The following is an 18,262-nucleotide window of genomic DNA, read 5'->3' as shown; positions in this document are numbered from 1 at the left end:
CGATGTCTGTGACCTCGCACAGCGAAGCGGCCTTCGCCGCCGTGGACCTCGGTGCCACCAGCGGCCGGGTGATCACCGGCCTGGCCGGGCCCGGGAGGCTCGAACTGGCCGAGGCACACCGATTCGCCAATACGCCGGTCCGGTTGCCGGACGGACTGCGGTGGGATGTGCTCGCGCTGTACCAGGGGACGCTGGAGGGTCTGCGGAGCGCTGCACGAGGCGGTCCGATCACGTCGATCGGGATCGACACCTGGGCAGTCGACTACGGCCTTCTCGATGCGGACGGGGCACTGCTCGGGCTGCCGTTCCACTACCGGGACAGCCGGAACGGCAGGGCGGCCGAGCAGGTGCTGGCCGTATGCGGAGCGCAAGAGCTGTATGCCGTGAGCGGTTTGCAGCATCTGCCGTTCAATACCGTGTTCCAGCTTGCCGCGCATCGGGCCGGTGCTCAGTGGGGTGCGGCACGGACGTTGCTGCTGATTCCCGATCTGCTGACGTACTGGCTGACCGGCATGGTGGGTGCGGAGATCACCAATGCCTCGACGACCGGTCTGTTCGACGCGTCGGCCGGCGACTGGTCCGATGCACTGATCGGCCGGCTGGGTCTGGACCGTTCCCTGTTCCCTCCGTTGCGTGAACCGGGTGATCCGGCGGGTACCCTGCTGTCGCACGTCGGCGAGTTCACAGGGCTGCCGACCGGAACGCCGGTGACGGCCGTCGCCTCGCACGACACGGCGTCGGCGGTCGCGGCGGTGCCCGCGACCGGGCCCGGGTTCGCCTATGTGTCCTGCGGTACGTGGTCGTTGGCGGGGCTCGAACTGCCGGCTCCGGTACTGACGCAGGAGTCGCGCGCGGCGAATTTCACCAATGAGCGCGGGGTGGACGGCACTGTCCGCTATCTCCGCAACATCATGGGGATGTGGCTGCTGGAGGAGTGCCGGCGGACCTGGGACCGGCGGGGCGAGGATCCGGGCCTGGCCGCACTGCTCGCGGAGGCGGCCCGGGCCCGGCCGTTCGCGGCGGTGATCGATCCCGACGATCGGGCGTTCCTCGCACCGGGTGACATGCCGTCGCGGATCGACGCCCATCTCGTGAAGACCGGGCAGGTGGCGCCGGACGGTCCCGGCGGTTATGTGCGATGTGTGCTGGAGAGCCTGGCGCTGGCCCATCGCAGGACGCTGCGGGAGGCGGCCGTTCTCGCGGGGCGGGAGTTGACCCGGATCCATCTCGTCGGCGGTGGTTCACGCAATGAGCTCCTCTGCCAGTGGACCTCGGATGCCACGGGGCTTCCCGTCACGGCCGGCCCGGCCGAGGCGACCGCGCTCGGCAACATCCTGGTGCAGGCGCGTGCCCGAGGTCTGGTGGGCGACCTCATGGACATGCGACAACTGGTGGCACGGACACAGGAATTGCGCCACTACACCCCGCAGGGGGACCAGCGGGCCTGGGACCGGGCCGCCGCACGGCTGGATCAGGCCTGAGTCCGTCCGGCCCTCGACGGAACCGAAGGAAGGAAACACATGACTGACGTCTCGCCCGCCTCGCTCGACGGTGTGCTCACCCGCGCCGTGCGCCGTCGTACCCGTGTCGGTCTGGTCTCCGGCGGACTCGGGGCGTACTGGCCGCAGTTCCCCGGCCTGCTCGACCAGCTGCGCGAGTCGGCCCGTTTTGTGACCGGGCGGTTCGAGGAGCTGGGATGCGAGGTCGTCGATGCCGGTTTCATCTCCGATCCGCACGAGGCGGCGACGGCCGCGGAACGGCTGCGGGCATCCGACTGCGACATCGTCGTGACGTTTCTGACGACATACCTCACGGCCTCGATGGTCCTGCCGATCGCCCAGCGTGCGCATGCTCCGGTGCTGGCCATCGACCTCCAGCCGACCGAGGCGATGGACCATCCGGACACCGACACGGGCAAGTGGCTGGCGTACTGCGGTCAGTGCCCGCTCCCCGAGATCGCCAATGTGTTCCGCCGCGGCGGCATCCCCTTCCGCTCCGTGTCGGGCCATCTGCGTGACGAGAACGCCTGGCAGCGGATCGGCCGCTGGATCCGTGCCGCTCGGGTGCGCGGCGCGATGCGCCACGGCAGGCACGGTCTCATGGGCCACCTCTACCCCGGCATGCTCGACGTCTCCACCGACATGACGCTGGTCTCCACCCAGTTCGGCGGGCATGTCGAAGTCCTGGAATTCGACGACCTGCGGGTCCGGGTCGCCGCCGTGACGGACGAGGCGGCCGCCGAACGCGTCGCGCTCGCGCGTACCGTCTTCACCCTCGACGACTCCGTCGACGAGGACGACCTCGTCTGGGCGGCCCGGGTTTCGGTGGGCCTGGACCGGCTCGTCGAGGACTTCGGGCTCGACAGCCTCGCCTACTACCACCGCGGTCTGGAGGGCGAGATCCACGAGCGGCTCGGCGCCGGCATGATCCTCGGTGCGTCGCTGCTGACCGCGCGCGGCATTCCGATGGCCGGTGAGTACGAACTGCGCACCAGCCTCGCCATGCTGATCGCCGACACCATCGGCGCCGGTGGATCCTTCACCGAACTCCAGGCCCTCAATTTCCGCGACCGCGTCGTCGAGATGGGCCACGACGGCCCGGCCCACCTGGCCATCAGCGCCAAGGATCCGCTGCTGCGCGGGCTGGGCGTCTATCACGGCAAGCGCGGCTGGGGCGTGAGCGTGGAGTTCGACGTCAGGCACGGCCCGGTCACCACGTTCGGCATCGGGCAGGAGGCCGACGGCACCTTCACCTTCATCGCCTCCGAGGGCGAGGTCGTACCGGGGCCGCTGCTGGAGATCGGCAACACCACCTCCCGGGTCGACTTCGGCTTCGACCCCGGCGAGTGGACCGACGCCTGGTCCGCGACCGGCATCGGTCACCACTGGACGCTGTGCACCGGCCATCGTGCCAAGGACCTCAAGGCCGCGGCCGACCTGCTCGGCGTCCCGTTCCGCACGGTCGACGGGCCGAACGAGCTGTGAGTCCCGGACGGGCTCGCCTCACTCCACAGCAGTCGGCTCGCCACCTGCCCGACGCGCCTTCGACCGTGTCAGGCGGTCGTCCCGGGAACGGCGGCCAGGCCGAGCTCGCGGTCGCCCAGCGGGGCGAAGAAGCGTGCCACATCGGCCTCGGTGACCTCGGCGAGTGTCGCCGGGCGCCACTGCGGATTGCGGTCCTTGTCGATGATCTGGGCGCGCACGCCCTCCACCAGGTCGGACCCGGTGAAGGCGGCGCACGAGGTCCGGTACTCCTGGTCGAGCACCGCCTCCAGGCTGCCGAGCCCACGCGCCCTGCGCAGCGCGGACAGGGTCACCTTGAGCGCCGTGGGCGACTTGCTCAGGATGGTCGCGGCGGCCTGCTTGGCGGCGGGGACACCAGTGCTGTCGAGGCGGTCGACGATGTCCTCGACCGAATCCGCCCGGTAGCAGGAGTCGATCCACTCACGGTGCGCGGCCAGTTCCCCGTCCGGCGCGGGTGCGGCGTACCGCCGTACCGTCTCCTCGATGCCGGCAGCCGTGTCGCAGCCGGCGAGGGCCGCGGTGAGTTCGGTGAGGCGCTGCGACGGTACGAAGTGGTCGGCGAGCCCGCACAGCAGCGCGTCACCCGCGCCGACGGCGTCCGCGGTGAGCGCCATATGGGTCCCGAGCTCACCGGGCGCCGCAGAGAGCAGGTACGTGCCACCGACATCGGGGACGAATCCGATCCCGGTCTCGGGCATGGCGATGCGCGAGCGTTCGGTGACGACACGGATGTCGCCGTGGGCCGAGACTCCGACACCCCCGCCCATCACGATGCCGTCCATGATCGCGACGTAGGGCTTGGGAAATCGGGCGATGCCGGCGTTGAGCCGGTACTCGTCGCGCCAGAAGTCCATCGACATGGAGCCGCCGGCCCGGGCGTCCTCGTAGATCGACCGGATGTCGCCGCCCGCGCAGAGACCCCTCTCGCCCGCCCCGGTGATCAGGACCGCGGTCACGGAGTCGTCGAGCTCGGCATCGGTGAGTGCTTCGGCGACGCGGGCCACCATGGAGTGGTTCAGCGCGTTCAGGGCACGTGGACGGTTCAGGGTGATGTGCCGGACACGCCCCTCGGTGTGCAGCAGAACGGGATCCTCGTGGTTCATGAATGCGCTCCGGTCAGCCCCTGTGCCGTATCGACCGCCGATCGCGGCCGATCTTCCGCTGCCATTCTCCGCGGTGGGGTCCGTGCCCCAACGGCAGGGGTCCCGGGTCCGGCCGGTCCGGCTTTCCGGCCGGAATCTTCCGGACGTCCGCTGTGCAAGCGGCCGGAACCGGTTCGACAATTGAGTGACCCGGTTCGGGCTGCGCCGTCCGGCAGCCCCGCCCGGCGACCCCCGGAGCAGGTATGAGCGATCACGACCAGCAACCGAGCACTGCCGTCCCGCCACGCCTGCTGATCGAGAAGACGCACAACGGCGAGCACGCGACGGCTCAGCGCCTTGCCATGAATCGGACGGGCAGCTTCGAGTGGGATGTGGAGGCCGGGACGCTCGACATGGACGATGCCGGGCTGCTGGTCTTCGGTCTTGACCCGAAGACCTTCGATTCACGGCCCGAGACCGTGCTGGACCGGCTCGAACCGTCGGAAAGGACTCGTCTCGATGTGGCGATCGTCGAGGCGATCGAGAGCGGACGCAGTTCGTACAGCGTGCACTTCCGGGTGCCGATGGACAACGGCAGGGACCAGTGGACCCATATCCAGGCACGCATACTGCGCAGCGAGGACGGCCGGGCGCACCGGATCGTCGGGGTGGTCCAGGACGCCACCGCGGAAGTCACCCATTCGGCCTTCGTTCTCGATCTGGAAAAGCGGCGGCAACGACAGACCAGCATCGTCGAACGCACAACGAGCGCGCTGTCACGCGCGGTGACCGTCGACGACGTGACCGCCGCACTCACCGGCCCGGGTGGACTCGCCCGGCTCGGAGCGGACGGCCTCTCGCTCGGTCTGGTCGAGAACACGACGCTGAGTGCCATCGCTCTCAGCGGTGACTCGATGGAGGCGATCGGCGCGCTCGGGAACGCGGGGCTGGACCGGCGGTTTCCGCTTGCGGACACCGTTCTCAGCGGCCGGCCCCGGTTCCTGACCTCGGTCTCGGCGCTCACCCGTCGCTACCCCGTGCTGGCGCCCCACGCCGACCGGATGAAGTTCCGGGCCGCCGCCTATCTGCCCCTCGTCGCGCAGGCGCGTTCTCTCGGCACACTGGCGCTCTTCTACCGCGAGAACACGAGCTTCAACGCGGATGAGCGCAATCTGTGTCTGGGTCTGGCCGCCATCGTGGCGCAGTCCCTCCAGCGCGCGAAGCTCTTCGACGAGGAGCGTGAATTCGCCACCGGCCTCCAGGCTGCGATGCTGCCGCGGCGGATCCAGGAGATCGAGGGCGGCGAGATCGCCGTGCGCTACCACGCCGCCTGGAGCGGTCGACAGGTCGGCGGCGACTGGTACGACGTGATCGGCCTGCCCAAGAACCGGTTCGGGATCGTGGTCGGCGACGTGCAGGGCCATGACACGCACGCGGCCGCCATCATGGGTCAGCTGCGCATCGCCCTGCGCGCGTACGCCGCCGAGGGGCATCCTCCTTCGACGGTGCTGGCGCGGGCTTCGCGCTTTCTCGCAGAATTGGACACGGACCGCTTCGCGACCTGTACATACGCCCAGGTCGATCTCGCTTCGGGGACCGTGCGCGTGGTGCGGGCCGGGCATTTCGGTCCGCTGATCCGGCATATGGACGGCCGGGTCGGCAGCCCGCAGGTGCGCGGTGGGCTGCCGCTGGGCATCTCGACCGACTTTCTTGACGAGGAGTTCCCGGAGACCCGGCTGGACCTGGTGCCTGGCGAGACGCTCGTCCTGTACACCGACGGGCTGGTGGAGGAGCCGGGGGCCGACATCGATGCGGGTGTGCAGACGCTGATCAACGAGGTGGGCGCGGGGCCGGAGAGCGCCCAGGCCCTGGCCGATCATCTGTCGGACCGGCTCTGGGAGCGTTGGGGCTCCGGGGACGATGTGGCGCTCCTGGTCCTTCGGCGCAGCCCGGATCCCGGGTCACCGAGGGCCCCGCGGTTGCACCAGTACATCCATCAGGCGGATCCGGAGGGGCTGTCCGACGCCCGGACCATCGTGCGCCAGGCCCTCACCGACTGGGAGATGGCCGAACTCGCGGACGACGCCGAGCTGGTGACCGGGGAGCTGCTGGTGAACGTTCTGCTGCACACGGAAGGCGGTGCGGTCCTCACCCTGGAGGTGCTGCCGGAACCGGTGCGGCGGGTCCGCCTGTCCGTGCAGGACCGCTCCAGTGCCTGGCCCCGGCGTCGCAGCCCGGGCGAGACCGCGACATCCGGGCGGGGACTGCTGCTGCTGGATGCCGTCGCCACCCGCTGGGGCATCGAACCTCGCGGCGAGGGCAAGGCGGTCTGGTGCGAGATCGGGCCCTCGGCCCTGCCCGCCGCGGAGCAGGAGTGACGGCAGCCCCGACCGAAGGACGGTACCGCCCCACGCACCAGGCGTGGGGCGTCACCGCCTCGGCCGGCGGCCCCGGCACAACCCGCGTCAGGACCACCGGTTCATACGTCAGTGCTGCGCGGTACGCCGCTTGCGCACGGACCACATGATGCCGCCGCCCGCCAGCAGCACGGCCACCGCCGCTCCGGCGATGACCGGGGTGGCGGACGAGGAACCCGTCTCGGCCAGGTCGGTCGAGCCGGGGCTCGAGGAGTCCGCGGCGGGAGCCGACGTCGAAGGCTCCTCGCTCGGCGTGGCACTCGCGGGGGCGGACGTCGAGGGAGCCGGGGACGGCGTGTCCCCGGACGGCTCGGGCGACGGGGTGGTGCCCTCGCACACGGGGGCCGTCTTGGTGTCCTCGCGCGAGAACTTGTCGCCGTCACCGGCCTTGACGACGAGGTGGACCGTCAGCTCCTTGTCGTGCTCGGGCAGCACGAGCTTCTTGTGAAACTCCCGGCCGAAGGTTTCGGTGGGCAGGAGGTCCTTGCCGTCGACAGTGACGGTCACCTGGTTGGTGACACCGCTGTTGTAGGCGGTCAGGTCGAGGTTCACCTCGGAACAGGTCACGGCCCAGGTGGGGGTGTGAGCTGCGGCCGGGCCGGCGGAGAGCACCGCGCCGGTCAGGCCGACAACCGCAGCGGCCGCGAGCGTTCCCGCAGCACGCAACGATCTCCTGGGTATGGTCATGAAATCTTCCTCCGCATATGTTTCATCGCCCGAATGGCGGTGGGGCGCAGAGTACTGTCCCTGCCGACACCGCGCGCACCCGCCCCATGAAGCACTGGTCGTCAGAACTACCCACACATCACCACCGGTTCGGACATGACGGACATTCTCTGGAGGCCGGGGCCGCAGCAGCGGTGGCAGAGAACGGCCACCGCTGCTGCGGTTGACACAGGAGGCCTGCGGAAAGACCCACGGACGCGTTGTTCAGAGACGGCGGTGCATGATGTGCAGCCCGACAAACCCGTGTTCCGGGTGGTTGAACCCTTCCGGCAGCGTTCCCAGGACCTCGAAACCGAGCGAGCGGTAGAGCTTGACGGCGTGGATGTTGGTCTCCACCACCGCGTTGAACTGCATCGCCCTGAATCCCGACGCGCGAGCCCATTCCAGGGTGTACTCGCACAGGGCCCGTCCGATCCCCTGCCCCGCACGCTCGGGGTCGACCATGTAACTGGCACTGGCGATGTGCGAGCCATTGCCCATGTGGTTGTTGTTCATCTTGGCCGTGCCGACGATTCCCCCGTCGTCGCCGACCGCGACGACCGTACGGTTGGGCGACTCGAGGAGCCACCAGGAGCGGGCATTCCCCTCGGTCAGATCGAGGGGGTAGGTGAAAGTCTCGCCCGCGGCGACGATTTGATGGAAGAACGGCCAGATGGCGGGCCAGTCCTCGGTGGTGGCTTCCCTGATCAGCATGGGAGACAGAATGCCGGTGCCGTTCTTCCTGCGCGAGTTCATTGTCCGGCCGCGATCCGCTCCTGCGTCCGGTGCCCGAGCACCCGTCGCGCGAGGCCCGGGGCACCCTCATCGTCAGGCGCCGAACGGCCCGTTCCCCGGCCCGGATTGCCTACGCCCCGCATCTTTGGATGTGCGCCTGCGCAGACCGATCCGGGCCAGCAGCCCGAGCGCGGGCGCAGGACCGTGAGCGGACACTGCGGCCGGAGCGGGTTCGGGCTCGGTGCGGGAATCCGGCTCTGGTGCGTACTCGTTCCCCCGGCGCGGAAAGGCGCACTGTTCGCCGCCCGGGCGCGGGGCCGATCGGACCTCCCGGGCGTTGTCCAACTCCGCGATCAGGCTCACCCGCCGCCACAGCATCTCGTCCGGTTCGTCTGCCTGCATCAGGTGGGCCATGGCCTCCCGTGCCAGAGGCGGACCAGTCGGTCCGAGGGCCGGCTCGGGCCGGATCCTGGCGAGGTACGCGCGTTCGTACGGATCGTCGACCACCTCCGCCAACTGCACCGGATCCAGGGTGTCCGCGAGCACGGCCACGCGGGCCCAGGGATCCTCCGTGAGGCTCAGCAGCCGTTCGACCCGGCGCGAGCGCCAGTTGCGCGCCCGGCAGTCGGCGCCTCCCTCCAAGCGGCCACGCAGCCAGGCCGGACTCCTCCCGGCCAGGAGCCGGGGTTCCCGGGCGGCGAACCCTGCCAGCTCGTCGGCGAGATAGAGCCAGACGATCGCCCGGTACCGGTTGAGGTAGAACGTGATGGGTGTGAGGCATCCCGCGCGGGCGAGCCTGGTGAAGCGGTCCGGGCTGATCCCCAGCTGCTGGGCCCCCTGCGCCGTCCCGACCGTGCGCACCCTGTCCCGCAATGTCTCCGGGAACCCCTCCTGCGACCGGATCCGGTCGACCTCGTCGCAGCCGACCCTTGCCCTTCCACCGTCCTGCCGTGCCGTCAGCCGGATCAGCCCCAGATGCACGGCGATCGCGAACTCACCTCGCTTCAGACGGAGTTCCTGGGCCGCCGTGCCCACCGCCATCGTGCCCGCGACGGCCATTCCCGCCGCTTTCGCACCGGCGGTCTCCGTGCGCACCTCTTCAACAACACTCATGACCCTCTCCCCCGTGAGATTCCGTTACTCTCTGTGAGTACCGTAGCCCGGAAGAGAGGTCGCCCGACCGGCCTGTGGACAACTGCCACCGGACCAGCCGCGGGTCGGAGCAGATGTGCCCGGCTCGGGCGCGGTCGGGCGCTCCAGGTCAGGCATGGTCGGCGTCTTCGCCCGTCGCCTGTCGCGCGGCAACGCCCAGATGCTCACCGACCCTGTTGACCAGCAGCGTCATCTCGTAGGCGACCTGGCCGACATCCGCCTCGGCCTCGCTCAGCACGCACAGACAGCTGCCGTCCCCCGCCGCCGTCACGAAGAGCAGTGCCTCGTCGAACTCCACCATGGTCTGCCTGGCCTTCCCGGCCCGGAAGTGACGTCCCGACCCACGGGCCAGGCTGTGCAGCCCGGAGGAGACCGCTGCGAGATGCTCGGCGTCCTCACGCGCCAGACCCGTACTCGCCCCCGTCACCAGTCCGTCGTTCGACAGCACCAAGGCGTGCCGTATGTACTCGACCCTCTTGGTGAGGTCGTCGAGGAGCCAGTCGAGTCCCCTGTCCAGCGCCATTTACCCGCTCCTCCCCGCTCATGCGTTCCCCGTGCCCCGTTGCCGTAAGCCTTGCGCACACGTCACGCAGGGGCAAGCACTCCTCCGTCATGTGGCTGGGTCCGGACCCGTGGAAGGCCGACGCCTACACTGAGTACTTCGGGTGCGAGGAATCGAGCCACGCGGACAAGGAGAGCGAGAGTGTCGACAGCTACCGACGGCGGTTTCGAGGATCCGCCTGCGGAGGTACTGGCGGAGGCCGCAGCGGCCTTCGGCCTGCTGGCGACGCCTGCGCGGCTGCACATCGTGTGGGCCCTGTCCCAGGGCGAGAGCGATGTGACCGGGCTCGCGGACCGGGTGGGCGGCACACTTCCCTCGGTCAGCCAGCACCTGACCAAACTCAAGCTGGCAGGTCTCGTGCGGTCCCGCCGCGAAGGGCGCCGGCAGGTGTACCTGGTCGACGATCCCGATGTGGTGACCGTCGTCCGGCTGATGGTCGGCCAGCTCGCGGAGCGCGCCGGACACACCCCCGCACGACCCGCGCGCCTCCGTGGGCTCGGTGCCTGAGAGCAGTGCCGCCGCAGGTCCCGGCAGCACCGAACCCGATGGCCCGTCCGCCGTCGTCCTGCCGCTGGCGGGCGCGTCGGCCTCCTGGGGCGCCGTCCCCGATGACAAGCCGGCCGTCTTCGCGGCCGCCGCACCGACCTCCCTCCAGGTCCTGCGCTCGCTGGACAGCGGACCACGCGGGCTGCTGGAGGAGCAGGCCGGGGAACGGCTGACGCGGTTCGGCGAGAACACCCTGCCGGCCTGGCGTCCGGTCTCCTGGCCCCGCCGGTTCCTGCGCAGTCTGCGTGACCCCTTCACCTCGGTGCTCCTGTGTCTGGGGCTGGTCTCGGCGGCTGTGGCGTCATGGGGCACGGCATCCGTGACATCGGTGCTCGTGGTCGTCAGCTGTCTGCTGCGCTCGGCGGAGGAGCACCGGGCGGACCGGTCCACGGCCGCACTGCGGGAGCTGGTGGCGACCACCTCGACCGTACTGCGCAGGTCAGGGCCCGATTCCGCGCCGCAGGCGCGTGAGCTGCCGGTCGGGGAACTGGTGCCGGGCGATGTGATCCGGCTCGGTCCGGGTGATCTCGTACCCGCCGATCTACGACTGTTGAGGGCGAGCGGCCTGACCGTTCATCAGTCCGCGCTCACCGGCGAGTCCGTACCGGTCGCCAAGCACCCCGTCGACGCCCCGTCACGGCCCCGCGCCGCCGACACCGCGCGCAGCGAACAGGAAGGGCTGTTCGCCCGGCCGGAGCTGTGCTTCCAGGGCAGCAGCGTGGCGTCCGGCAGCGGAACGGCGGTGGTGACGGCGACGGGTGCAAAGACCAGGTTCGCCGCCGCGTACGACGGTTCGGCGCGCCGCCGCGGCACGAGTGCCTTCGACCGTTCCGTCCACGGGATCTCCTGGACCCTGATCCGCTTCATGCTGCTCACACCGCCCCTGGTACTCATGGCCAACGCCGCGCTGCGCGGCCGGGGGCTGGAGACGCTGCCGTTCGCCGTCGCGGTGGCCGTCGGGCTGACTCCGGAGATGCTGCCGGTGATCGTGACGACGGCGCTGGCCAGAGGCGCTTCGCTGCTCGCCAGGGACCACGGGGTCATCGTCAAGCGACTGCCCGCGCTGCACGACCTCGGCGCGATCGATGTGCTGTGCGTGGACAAGACCGGAACCCTCACTCAGGACCGGCCGGTCGTCGAGCGTTCGCTGGACGCGTCGGGCCGGTCCGGTCCCGAGGCGCTCCACTGGGCCGCGGTCAATGCCCTGTGCGCGCTGGAGCTCGCGGACCTGCCCGCCCCCGACGCACTCGACGAGGCGGTGCTGGACGCGGCCGAGGAGCGGGGGGAGACGCATTCGGGGTACGACGGCGTGGCGGCGCTGCCGTTCGATCCGGTGCGCCGCTTCGCCACCGCGGTCGTCCGCCGCCCCGGGCGGCTCGGCGTCCACACTCTCGTGACCAAGGGAGCGGTCGACGCGGTGCTCGCACGGTGCACGCTGGACGAGGCCGAACGGATCCGGCTGAGTGCACTCGCCGCCCGGGAGACGGCGAGCGGCCTGCGGTTGCTCGGCGTGGCCCGCACCGAACGGCCGGCCCGGTCGCGTGCGTACACCGAGGCCGACGAATGGGGGCTGACGTTTCTCGGCTTCGTCGCTCTGCGGGACTCGCTCGCACCGAGCGCGGGCGACGCGCTGGACGCGTTGAAGGACCGGGGCATCGCCGTCAAGGTCCTCACCGGGGACGATCCTGGCACCGTCGCCCGTGCCTGCCAGGACCTCGGCCTCGATCCGGGCGAGGTCATGCCGGCGGAGCGGATCGACGCGCTGTCCGACGGGGCGCTCGCCGAGGCCGCCGACCGGGTCACGGTCTTCGCCCACTGCACGCCGGAGCACAAGGCACGGATCGTCTCCGCGCTGCGCACCGCCGGCCGGACCACCGGGTTCCTCGGTGACGGGGTCAACGATCTGCCCGCGATGCACGCGGCGGACATCGGCATCTGCCCACGCAACGCGGTCGACGTGGCGCGGGAGACCGCGGACGTGGTGCTCGCCGAGAAGGACCTGGCCGCCATCGATGACGCGATCACCGCGGGCCGCCACTGCAGCGGCAACATCGCCACGTATCTGCGGATCACGCTCTCCTCGAACCTCGGCAACGTCATCGCGATGCTCGCGGCGGGGCTCATGCTGCCGTTCCTCCCGATGCTTCCGGCGCAGGTCCTGGTGCAGAATCTCTGCTTCGACGTGGCGCAGCTGGCCTTCGCCTTCGACCGGCCCGCGTCCGAGGTGCTGCGCTGGCCGACGGTCCTGCGCCCGCGCGACTTCCTCCGCTTCATCACGGGCTTCGGCGTGCTGAACGCCACCGCCGACCTGGCGACGTTCGCCGTACTGGCCTTCGCCCTGCACGGTTCCGTGACATCGGGCGGGCAGGAGGCCTTCCACTCCGGGTGGTTCACCGAGAACCTGCTCACCCAGGCCCTGGTGATGCTGCTCCTGCGCACCGGCGGAGGCCTCACCGGCGGACGCGGCGGCCCGTTGCGCATGGCCGCGTGCGGACTCGCGGTGGTCGGCCTGCTGCTGCCGCTCACCCCGATCGGCGGGTTGCTGGGAATGAGCGCGCTGCCACCGCTCTATTACCTGTTGCTGGCGACGGTGCTGGCCCTGTACGCATATGGCTTGCGGGCGGCCCGCACCCGCTACGAACAGAAGTGGAACCACTCATGACCCCGTCACGCCTCCACCGGCCGGAGTCCGGCCCGGGTACCGGCGCCGGTGGCGGGCAGCCGGCGCGCGCCCGCCGCGCCACGCTCGACGACGTATCGGCGCTGGTACGGCTGCGCGGGCTGATGCTGGACGAGATGGGGGTGGAGACCGGCGGCCCCGATGCGCCGTGGCGGGCGGCCTCCGCCCAGTGGTTCACCGAGCGACTGTCCCACCCCGGCCTGTTCGCCGCGTTCCTGGTCGACGATCCCGCGCTCGGCGTGGTCTCCAGCGCGGTCGGGACATGCCACATGCATGCCCCCGGCCCGGCAAACCTGAGCGGACTGCAGGGGCACGTCTCCAACGTGAGCACCGACCCCCGCCGACGCCGCCTCGGCCACGCCCGGGTCTGCCTAGACGCCCTGCTCCGATGGTTCCGCGAGGAGGCGGGGGTCACGGTGGTGAATCTGAACGCCACCAAGGACGGGGCCGCACTGTACGAGTCGTACGGATTCGCGGCACCCGGCCACCCGGCGCTGCAGCTCAGGGCGGCCGGGACGCCCGGCTGAGAGCCGTTCGGCCGGCCCGGCGACCGGTCAGCCGTACGACAGGTCCGAGCACGGGTCGTCGTCGGCCGACCGGGCCTCGTCGGCGACGGTGGACGGAACGGTGGAGGGGGTCGGTGCCCCGGGATCGGCCGACGGGTTCTGCGCGTAGGAACTGCCCAGGATCACCTGGATTCCGGCCGTGCCGGACGCCACCGGCCGTGCCCCGGCGAAGAGCCGGGCGGTGGTCTCCGCCTCTTCCCGCAGTCCTGGCCCGTACTCGATGACGGTCGAGGTGTGGTCCTGGCGGCTCGCCGTGGCTGTGGTGGTCACGGTGAAGTCCCGGGAGCGCAGGAGCTCGGCGGCCTGGGCGGCGAGCCCCCTGATCGTGGTCCCGTTGTAGACGGCGACCGTGATTCCCTTGCCGGAGACCGGCACGTCGGCCGAGGGGGACGCCGGCCCGCCGTCCTTCCCGTCGCTCTTGCCCGATCCCTTGCCGCTGGCGTCCTTGCCGTCGACCGTACGGTCGGCCTTCAGCGCGGCCCAGAGCGCGTCGGCGTCCGGTTCGACGATCGCGACGCGTGCGCCCTCGTAGCGCCAGGGGACGGTGACGAACTTGGTGTTGTGCAGATCGATCGCCTTCATGGACATCGCGAACGACAGCAGCCGGTCGGCCGATCCGAGCCCGGGGTCGACGGTCATCGCGTCCGTGGCCGCATTGGCCAGCGGCAGCAGCGTGGTGGGGTTCAGCCCCTGGGACCTGACCTTCTTGATGAGGGCGGCGACGAAGGCCTGCTGTCGCTTGATACGCCCTATGTCCGATCCGTCCCCGATGCCGTGCCGCAGCCGGACATAGTCGAGCGCCCGTTGCCCGGAGACGGTCTGCGGGCCCTTCACGAAGATCATGGCCCCTCGGGTGGGCCGCTTCGGGCTGAGGTCGCGCTGATAGATGTCCTGGGGCAGACACACCGGTACGCCTCCGACCGCCGAGGTCAGTGCGGAGAATCCGGCGAAGTCGACGACGACGGTGTGGTCCACGCGCAGGCCGGTGAGATGCTCGACGGTGTTCTGGGTGCAGGCCGGGTTTCCCTCCGCGGTCTCCCCCACCGAGAACGCCCCGTTGAACATCACTCGGTGCTGCGGCGCCGTCCATTTGCCGTCGGGCCCCTTGCAGGCCGGGATGTCGACCAGTGCGTCACGCGGAATGGACACGGCGACGGCATGCTTGTGGTCTCCGTACACATGAAGGAGGAACGCGGTGTCGGAGCGCCCCACCGCGCCCGTACCACCACCGAGTTTGCTGTTGTCGCCCGAGCGTGAGTCCGATCCGATGACCAGGACGTTCTGCCCCTGCGAGGAACCTGGCGGCCGGTCGCCGGAGATCCCGTCCGCGCTGAAGGTGTCGATGCTGCCGCCGAGTTTGAGGTAGCCCCACCCGACGCCGGCGACCAGCAGGACGAGGAACGACAGCCCGAACATGGCGGTCCGCCGCAGGCGGACGCCCCCTCCCGTGCCTGCTCCCGCTTTGCGACTTCCCGTCATCGGCCACCCCGTCCATCCGTTTTCCATGGGGGAAGACGTGTTCCGCCACCCCATGGTTGTACAGTTGCGCAATGTAGCAAGTATTGATGTTCGAGTGGATCATCGGACCTGCCCACAGTCAGCCTGACGTACTGTCCGCGGACTCCGAGCGGAAAATCCGGCCAAAGCATCGAAAGGAAGGGCGGGACGCACATGTTGCGCAACGGTCTCGAACCCTGGCACCTGCTGATCGTGGCGATCGTGGTGATCGCACTGTTCGGCTCGAAGAAACTGCCGGACACGGCGCGAGCCCTGGGCAAATCCATGCGGATCCTGAAGAGTGAGGCGAAGGCCATGAAGGAGACCGATGCGCAGGAGCCCCGTACCGAATCACGTACCTGACCGGCCCACCAACGTACGGCACGCCTCTCGGACGTTCACTTCAGGGCTTGCGCAAGCATGGGAACCATGGTCACGACACCGTCGTTGGCCTGGTGACGGCCGCAGCGGCGCCGTTCACCGAATCGCTGGACCACTGGATCAATGGAGGATGTTTCATGGGTGTGACCCTGGCCAAGGGCGGCAACGTCTCCTTGTCGAAGGAGGCACCCGGCCTGACCGCAGTGACGGTCGGCCTGGGCTGGGACGTACGGACGACGACAGGCGCGGACCACGACCTGGACGCGAGCGCACTGCTGTGCTCGGACGCGGGCAAGGTCCTCTCCGACCTGCACTTCGTCTTCTACAACAACCTCACGAGCCCTGACGGCTCGGTTCAGCACACCGGCGACAACCTGACCGGTGAGGGCGAGGGCGACGACGAGTCCATCAACGTGGACCTGTCGGCGGTCCCGGCGGATGTGGCCAAGATCGTGTTCCCGGTCTCCATCCACGACGCGCAGAGCCGCGGGCAGAGCTTCGGCCAGGTCCGCAACGCGTTCATTCGCGTGGTGAACCGGGCCAACAACGTCGAGCTGGCCCGATACGACCTCAGCGAGGACGCCTCGACGGAGACCGCCATGGTCTTCGGCGAGCTGTACCGGCACGGTGCGGAGTGGAAGTTCCGCGCGGTCGGCCAGGGCTACGCCTCGGGTCTGGCCGGAATCGCGTCCGACTACGGCGTCAACGTCTGACGGGAGTTTCCCCACGTGCGACCGGCGCGGGCCCCTTCACCCCTCCCTTCTTCCGGAGCGGGAAGTCGGGGCCCGCGCGGGCCGGGCTGGGTCTCGCGGACCTGCCTTGGCATTCCCACAAGCCGTCGATCGCCTCGGGGTGTCCAACGGCGAGTCCGCCGACCGGCATCTCATACGGGATCATGGCCGCATGGCTGACGACCACACGCATGTCCAGGACTTCTTCACCGCGCGCGCGGCGGACTGGGACTCCCGCTTCCCCGACGACGGGCCCGCCTACGAAGCCGCCGCCGACTCCCTCTCGTTGCGTCCGGGGGACGCGGTGCTCGACGCCGGCTGCGGTACGGGACGGGCGCTTCCCGCTCTACGGGCCGCCGTCGGGGCGCAGGGCACGGTCCTCGCTGTGGACCTGACACCGGCGATGCTGAACGCGGCGGTACGGGCGGGGCGTGACCACGAGGGGACACTGCTCCTCTCCGATGTCGCCCGGCTGCCCCTGCGGTCGCAGGTGCTCGACGCGGTCTTCGCGGCCGGACTGATCTCCCATCTGTCGCACCCCGGTCCCGGTCTGGCGGAGCTGGCACGGGTGGTCCGGCCGGGCGGACGGCTGGCGCTCTTCCACCCCGTCGGGCGGGCGGCCCTGGCAGCCCGCCACGGCCGCCGGATCACGGACGACGATCTGCGGGCCGAGGACAACCTCCGCCCCCTGCTGGCGCGTTCGGGCTGGCGGCTCGATGAGTACACCGATGAGGACGAGCGCTTTCTCGCCCTTGCCGAACGGACGCCCTGACCCGCCCGCCCCGCACCCTCGTGCTCACTCCACCGGCGTCTCGGGGGGCCGGTTGTGCGGGACCGGACATCCGCGGAGGCCCGGGACCGGGTACGTCCCCAGTGCGGAGACCTCGTAGCCGTCCGGATATCCCTTGATCTCCGGGTTCTTCCGGGCGTAGTGCGGGGTGGAACGCGGCGGCAGGAGCCGCACCGCCCGCGCCCTGAGTCGCAGAGCGCCGTGCGTGAGACCGCGGGCCACGGAGCCGGGGCGTTCGTACCTGAAGGCCCGCAGCAGGGAGTCGTCGAGCAGTGCGAGGGCGGCCTTGCGCGCGACGGGGGCCAGAGGGCCCGGATACCAGGAGCCCATCAGGTCCAGGGTGGCGTCGGAGACGCGGCGCCCTCCTTCGTTCCAGCCGAAGTGTTCGGCCTCGTAGGTGTCGAGAGTCCGCTCGAAGTCTTCGTACGTCCGAGGCAGTTCATTGATGCCCATGTGCGCGCCCAGGGTCCGATAGTAGGCGGCGCAGGCCCGCAGTTCGTGGTCGGAGAGCCGGCGCCAGCCATAGCTGTCGAGCCAGCGCTTCGGGGTGACGACGAAAGTGCACAGGACATAGCGCATATCGTCATTGGTGATGTCGTAGCTGCGGTGCATCTGGTTGATCCGGCGCAGGGCCGTACGCCCGGAGTCGCTGTCGAAGCCGTGCTCCACAACCGTGTCGAGGAGCAGCACGGTGTCGTCGTACCGCTTCTGGGAACGATCCGTCAGTTCGGCTGTCCGTGCGAGGAGCCGGCCGATGCTGGGTACGGCATAGGTGCGGTAGAGGGCAAGTTCAAGTGCGCGGGTGATGTCCCAGGGGAACTCGTACGTGGCCATGATCCGGTAGATGCGAAGGAAGTCCCGCTCCGGGTCGAGACGCTGAATCTCCTTCAGCCGGTCGTACCGCTTCACCGCACGTCCCCCTTTGAATCGGCCGAAGGTCCAACTCTACGTCGGTGGGGAACACCACAAGTGAGTACCGGCACGTCATGCACCCGCAGCTTCTCGGGTAGTCGGTCCCCGTGATCGGCATGATCGGCAGCCTGCGCAAGGCTGTCGTCCCCGACCACAGGGGGGACCGGTCCACGGCGCCTGCCAAGGAGGACAGGCGCAAGCAGCACAACCCTTTCGAGGCGGCCGCCGTCTTCGTCTCGGCCTCCATGGAGGAGGATCAGGCGCGGATCGACGAGGCGGGCGGCCGGGTGTCGCCCGAGGCGCTCTCCTTCGGCGTCGGTGAGCCGGCCCGCCGGGCCGTCATCGCGCTGGCCCGCGAGCGCGGCGAGTCGCCGCAGACCGTGGCCCGTGCGCTGCCCGGTCTCCCCGCCGATCGAGCAGTTCCGTCCTTGCCCCGGGGCGCCGATGCCTTCCCTTGTCAGGGCCTCGACGAGTGGGTTACTC

The 18,262-nt window shown here is 70.0% G+C and carries 16 protein-coding genes and 1 pseudogene; 10 read left to right on the top strand and 7 right to left on the bottom strand.

Features of this window, described 5'->3' with window-relative positions; all coding sequences use genetic code 11:
- Positions 1–2: 2 nt before the first annotated feature.
- Together AB0D53_RS21565 and AB0D53_RS21560 are read left to right on the top strand one after the other, a co-directional pair.
- Complete coding sequence (locus AB0D53_RS21565; protein ID WP_362448938.1) at positions 3–1,481, top strand: rhamnulokinase family protein; 1,479 nt, start codon at positions 3–5, stop codon at positions 1,479–1,481.
- Between the two features lie 39 nt (positions 1,482–1,520).
- Positions 1,521–2,984 (top strand): L-fucose/L-arabinose isomerase family protein, encoded by a 1,464-nt coding sequence (locus tag AB0D53_RS21560; RefSeq protein ID WP_362448936.1) that lies wholly within the window; start codon positions 1,521–1,523, stop codon positions 2,982–2,984.
- 68 nt (positions 2,985–3,052) lie between these two features.
- Here the strand turns inward: AB0D53_RS21560 and AB0D53_RS21555 are convergent, their stop codons facing one another.
- Positions 3,053–4,126: an enoyl-CoA hydratase/isomerase family protein gene (locus tag AB0D53_RS21555; protein WP_362448934.1), complete on the bottom strand. Its 1,074-nt coding sequence runs from the start codon at positions 4,124–4,126 to the stop codon at positions 3,053–3,055.
- A 242-nt stretch (positions 4,127–4,368) separates the two neighbouring features.
- Between AB0D53_RS21555 and AB0D53_RS21550 the strand changes: the two genes are divergently transcribed.
- Positions 4,369–6,483: a SpoIIE family protein phosphatase gene (locus AB0D53_RS21550; RefSeq protein WP_362448932.1), complete on the top strand. Its 2,115-nt coding sequence runs from the start codon at positions 4,369–4,371 to the stop codon at positions 6,481–6,483.
- Between the two features lie 108 nt (positions 6,484–6,591).
- On the opposite strand, the gene AB0D53_RS21545 is transcribed toward AB0D53_RS21550, so the two are convergent.
- The 4 genes from AB0D53_RS21545 to AB0D53_RS21530 all read right to left on the bottom strand — a co-directional run bounded on the left by AB0D53_RS21545 (position 6,592) and on the right by AB0D53_RS21530 (position 9,637).
- Positions 6,592–7,209 carry an LAETG motif-containing sortase-dependent surface protein gene (locus AB0D53_RS21545; protein WP_362448930.1) on the bottom strand — a complete coding sequence of 206 codons (618 nt, stop codon included), beginning with the start codon at positions 7,207–7,209 and terminating at the stop codon, positions 6,592–6,594.
- 243 nt (positions 7,210–7,452) lie between these two features.
- Positions 7,453–7,941: a GNAT family N-acetyltransferase gene (locus tag AB0D53_RS21540; protein ID WP_362448928.1), complete on the bottom strand. Its 489-nt coding sequence runs from the start codon at positions 7,939–7,941 to the stop codon at positions 7,453–7,455.
- A 114-nt stretch (positions 7,942–8,055) separates the two neighbouring features.
- Entirely contained in the window at positions 8,056–9,075 is a 1,020-nt protein-coding gene (locus AB0D53_RS21535) for a DUF6397 family protein (RefSeq protein ID WP_362448926.1), read from the bottom strand.
- A gap of 148 nt (positions 9,076–9,223) precedes the next feature.
- Entirely contained in the window at positions 9,224–9,637 is a 414-nt protein-coding gene (locus AB0D53_RS21530; RefSeq protein WP_362448924.1) for a roadblock/LC7 domain-containing protein, read from the bottom strand.
- Positions 9,638–9,817: 180 nt separating this feature from the next.
- Here AB0D53_RS21530 and AB0D53_RS21525 point away from each other — a divergent pair, with 180 nt between their 5' ends.
- Genes AB0D53_RS21525 through AB0D53_RS21515 form a run of 3 tightly spaced genes read left to right on the top strand, consistent with a single transcriptional unit; the run spans position 9,818 to position 13,429 of the window.
- Positions 9,818–10,183, top strand: a complete 366-nt coding sequence (locus AB0D53_RS21525; protein WP_362448922.1) for a metalloregulator ArsR/SmtB family transcription factor — start codon at positions 9,818–9,820, stop codon at positions 10,181–10,183.
- Positions 10,167–12,884 (top strand): magnesium-translocating P-type ATPase, encoded by a 2,718-nt coding sequence (gene mgtA, locus AB0D53_RS21520; protein WP_362448920.1) that lies wholly within the window; start codon positions 10,167–10,169, stop codon positions 12,882–12,884. Before AB0D53_RS21525 ends, mgtA begins: the two co-directional genes overlap by 17 nt.
- Complete coding sequence (locus AB0D53_RS21515) at positions 12,881–13,429, top strand: GNAT family N-acetyltransferase (RefSeq protein WP_362448918.1); 549 nt, start codon at positions 12,881–12,883, stop codon at positions 13,427–13,429. Before mgtA ends, AB0D53_RS21515 begins: the two co-directional genes overlap by 4 nt.
- A gap of 27 nt (positions 13,430–13,456) precedes the next feature.
- On the opposite strand, the gene AB0D53_RS21510 is transcribed toward AB0D53_RS21515, so the two are convergent.
- Positions 13,457–14,884: an LCP family protein gene (locus AB0D53_RS21510; RefSeq protein WP_362448916.1), complete on the bottom strand. Its 1,428-nt coding sequence runs from the start codon at positions 14,882–14,884 to the stop codon at positions 13,457–13,459.
- A gap of 255 nt (positions 14,885–15,139) precedes the next feature.
- Here AB0D53_RS21510 and tatA point away from each other — a divergent pair, with 255 nt between their 5' ends.
- The 3 genes from tatA (at position 15,140) to AB0D53_RS21495 (ending at position 16,849) form a co-directional block, all read left to right on the top strand.
- Positions 15,140–15,328, top strand: a complete 189-nt coding sequence (tatA, locus tag AB0D53_RS21505) for a Sec-independent protein translocase subunit TatA (protein WP_362448914.1) — start codon at positions 15,140–15,142, stop codon at positions 15,326–15,328.
- A gap of 155 nt (positions 15,329–15,483) precedes the next feature.
- Positions 15,484–16,059, top strand: a complete 576-nt coding sequence (locus tag AB0D53_RS21500; RefSeq protein ID WP_072487761.1) for a TerD family protein — start codon at positions 15,484–15,486, stop codon at positions 16,057–16,059.
- A 190-nt stretch (positions 16,060–16,249) separates the two neighbouring features.
- Positions 16,250–16,849, top strand: a complete 600-nt coding sequence (locus AB0D53_RS21495) for a methyltransferase domain-containing protein (RefSeq protein WP_362448913.1) — start codon at positions 16,250–16,252, stop codon at positions 16,847–16,849.
- 24 nt (positions 16,850–16,873) lie between these two features.
- Here AB0D53_RS21495 and AB0D53_RS21490 read toward each other — a convergent pair whose 3' ends face one another.
- Positions 16,874–17,776: an oxygenase MpaB family protein gene (locus AB0D53_RS21490; protein ID WP_362448911.1), complete on the bottom strand. Its 903-nt coding sequence runs from the start codon at positions 17,774–17,776 to the stop codon at positions 16,874–16,876.
- Positions 17,777–17,886: 110 nt separating this feature from the next.
- Here AB0D53_RS21490 and AB0D53_RS21485 point away from each other — a divergent pair.
- Positions 17,887–18,189 (top strand): annotated as a pseudogene (locus AB0D53_RS21485) (hypothetical protein); the annotation flags it as partial.
- Between the last annotated feature and the right edge of the window lie 73 nt (positions 18,190–18,262).

Source organism: Streptomyces sp. NPDC048295 (assembly GCF_040652135.1).
In the GTDB taxonomy this organism is placed as follows: domain Bacteria; phylum Actinomycetota; class Actinomycetes; order Streptomycetales; family Streptomycetaceae; genus Streptomyces.
This window is presented reverse-complemented; position numbering and strand designations above follow the sequence as displayed.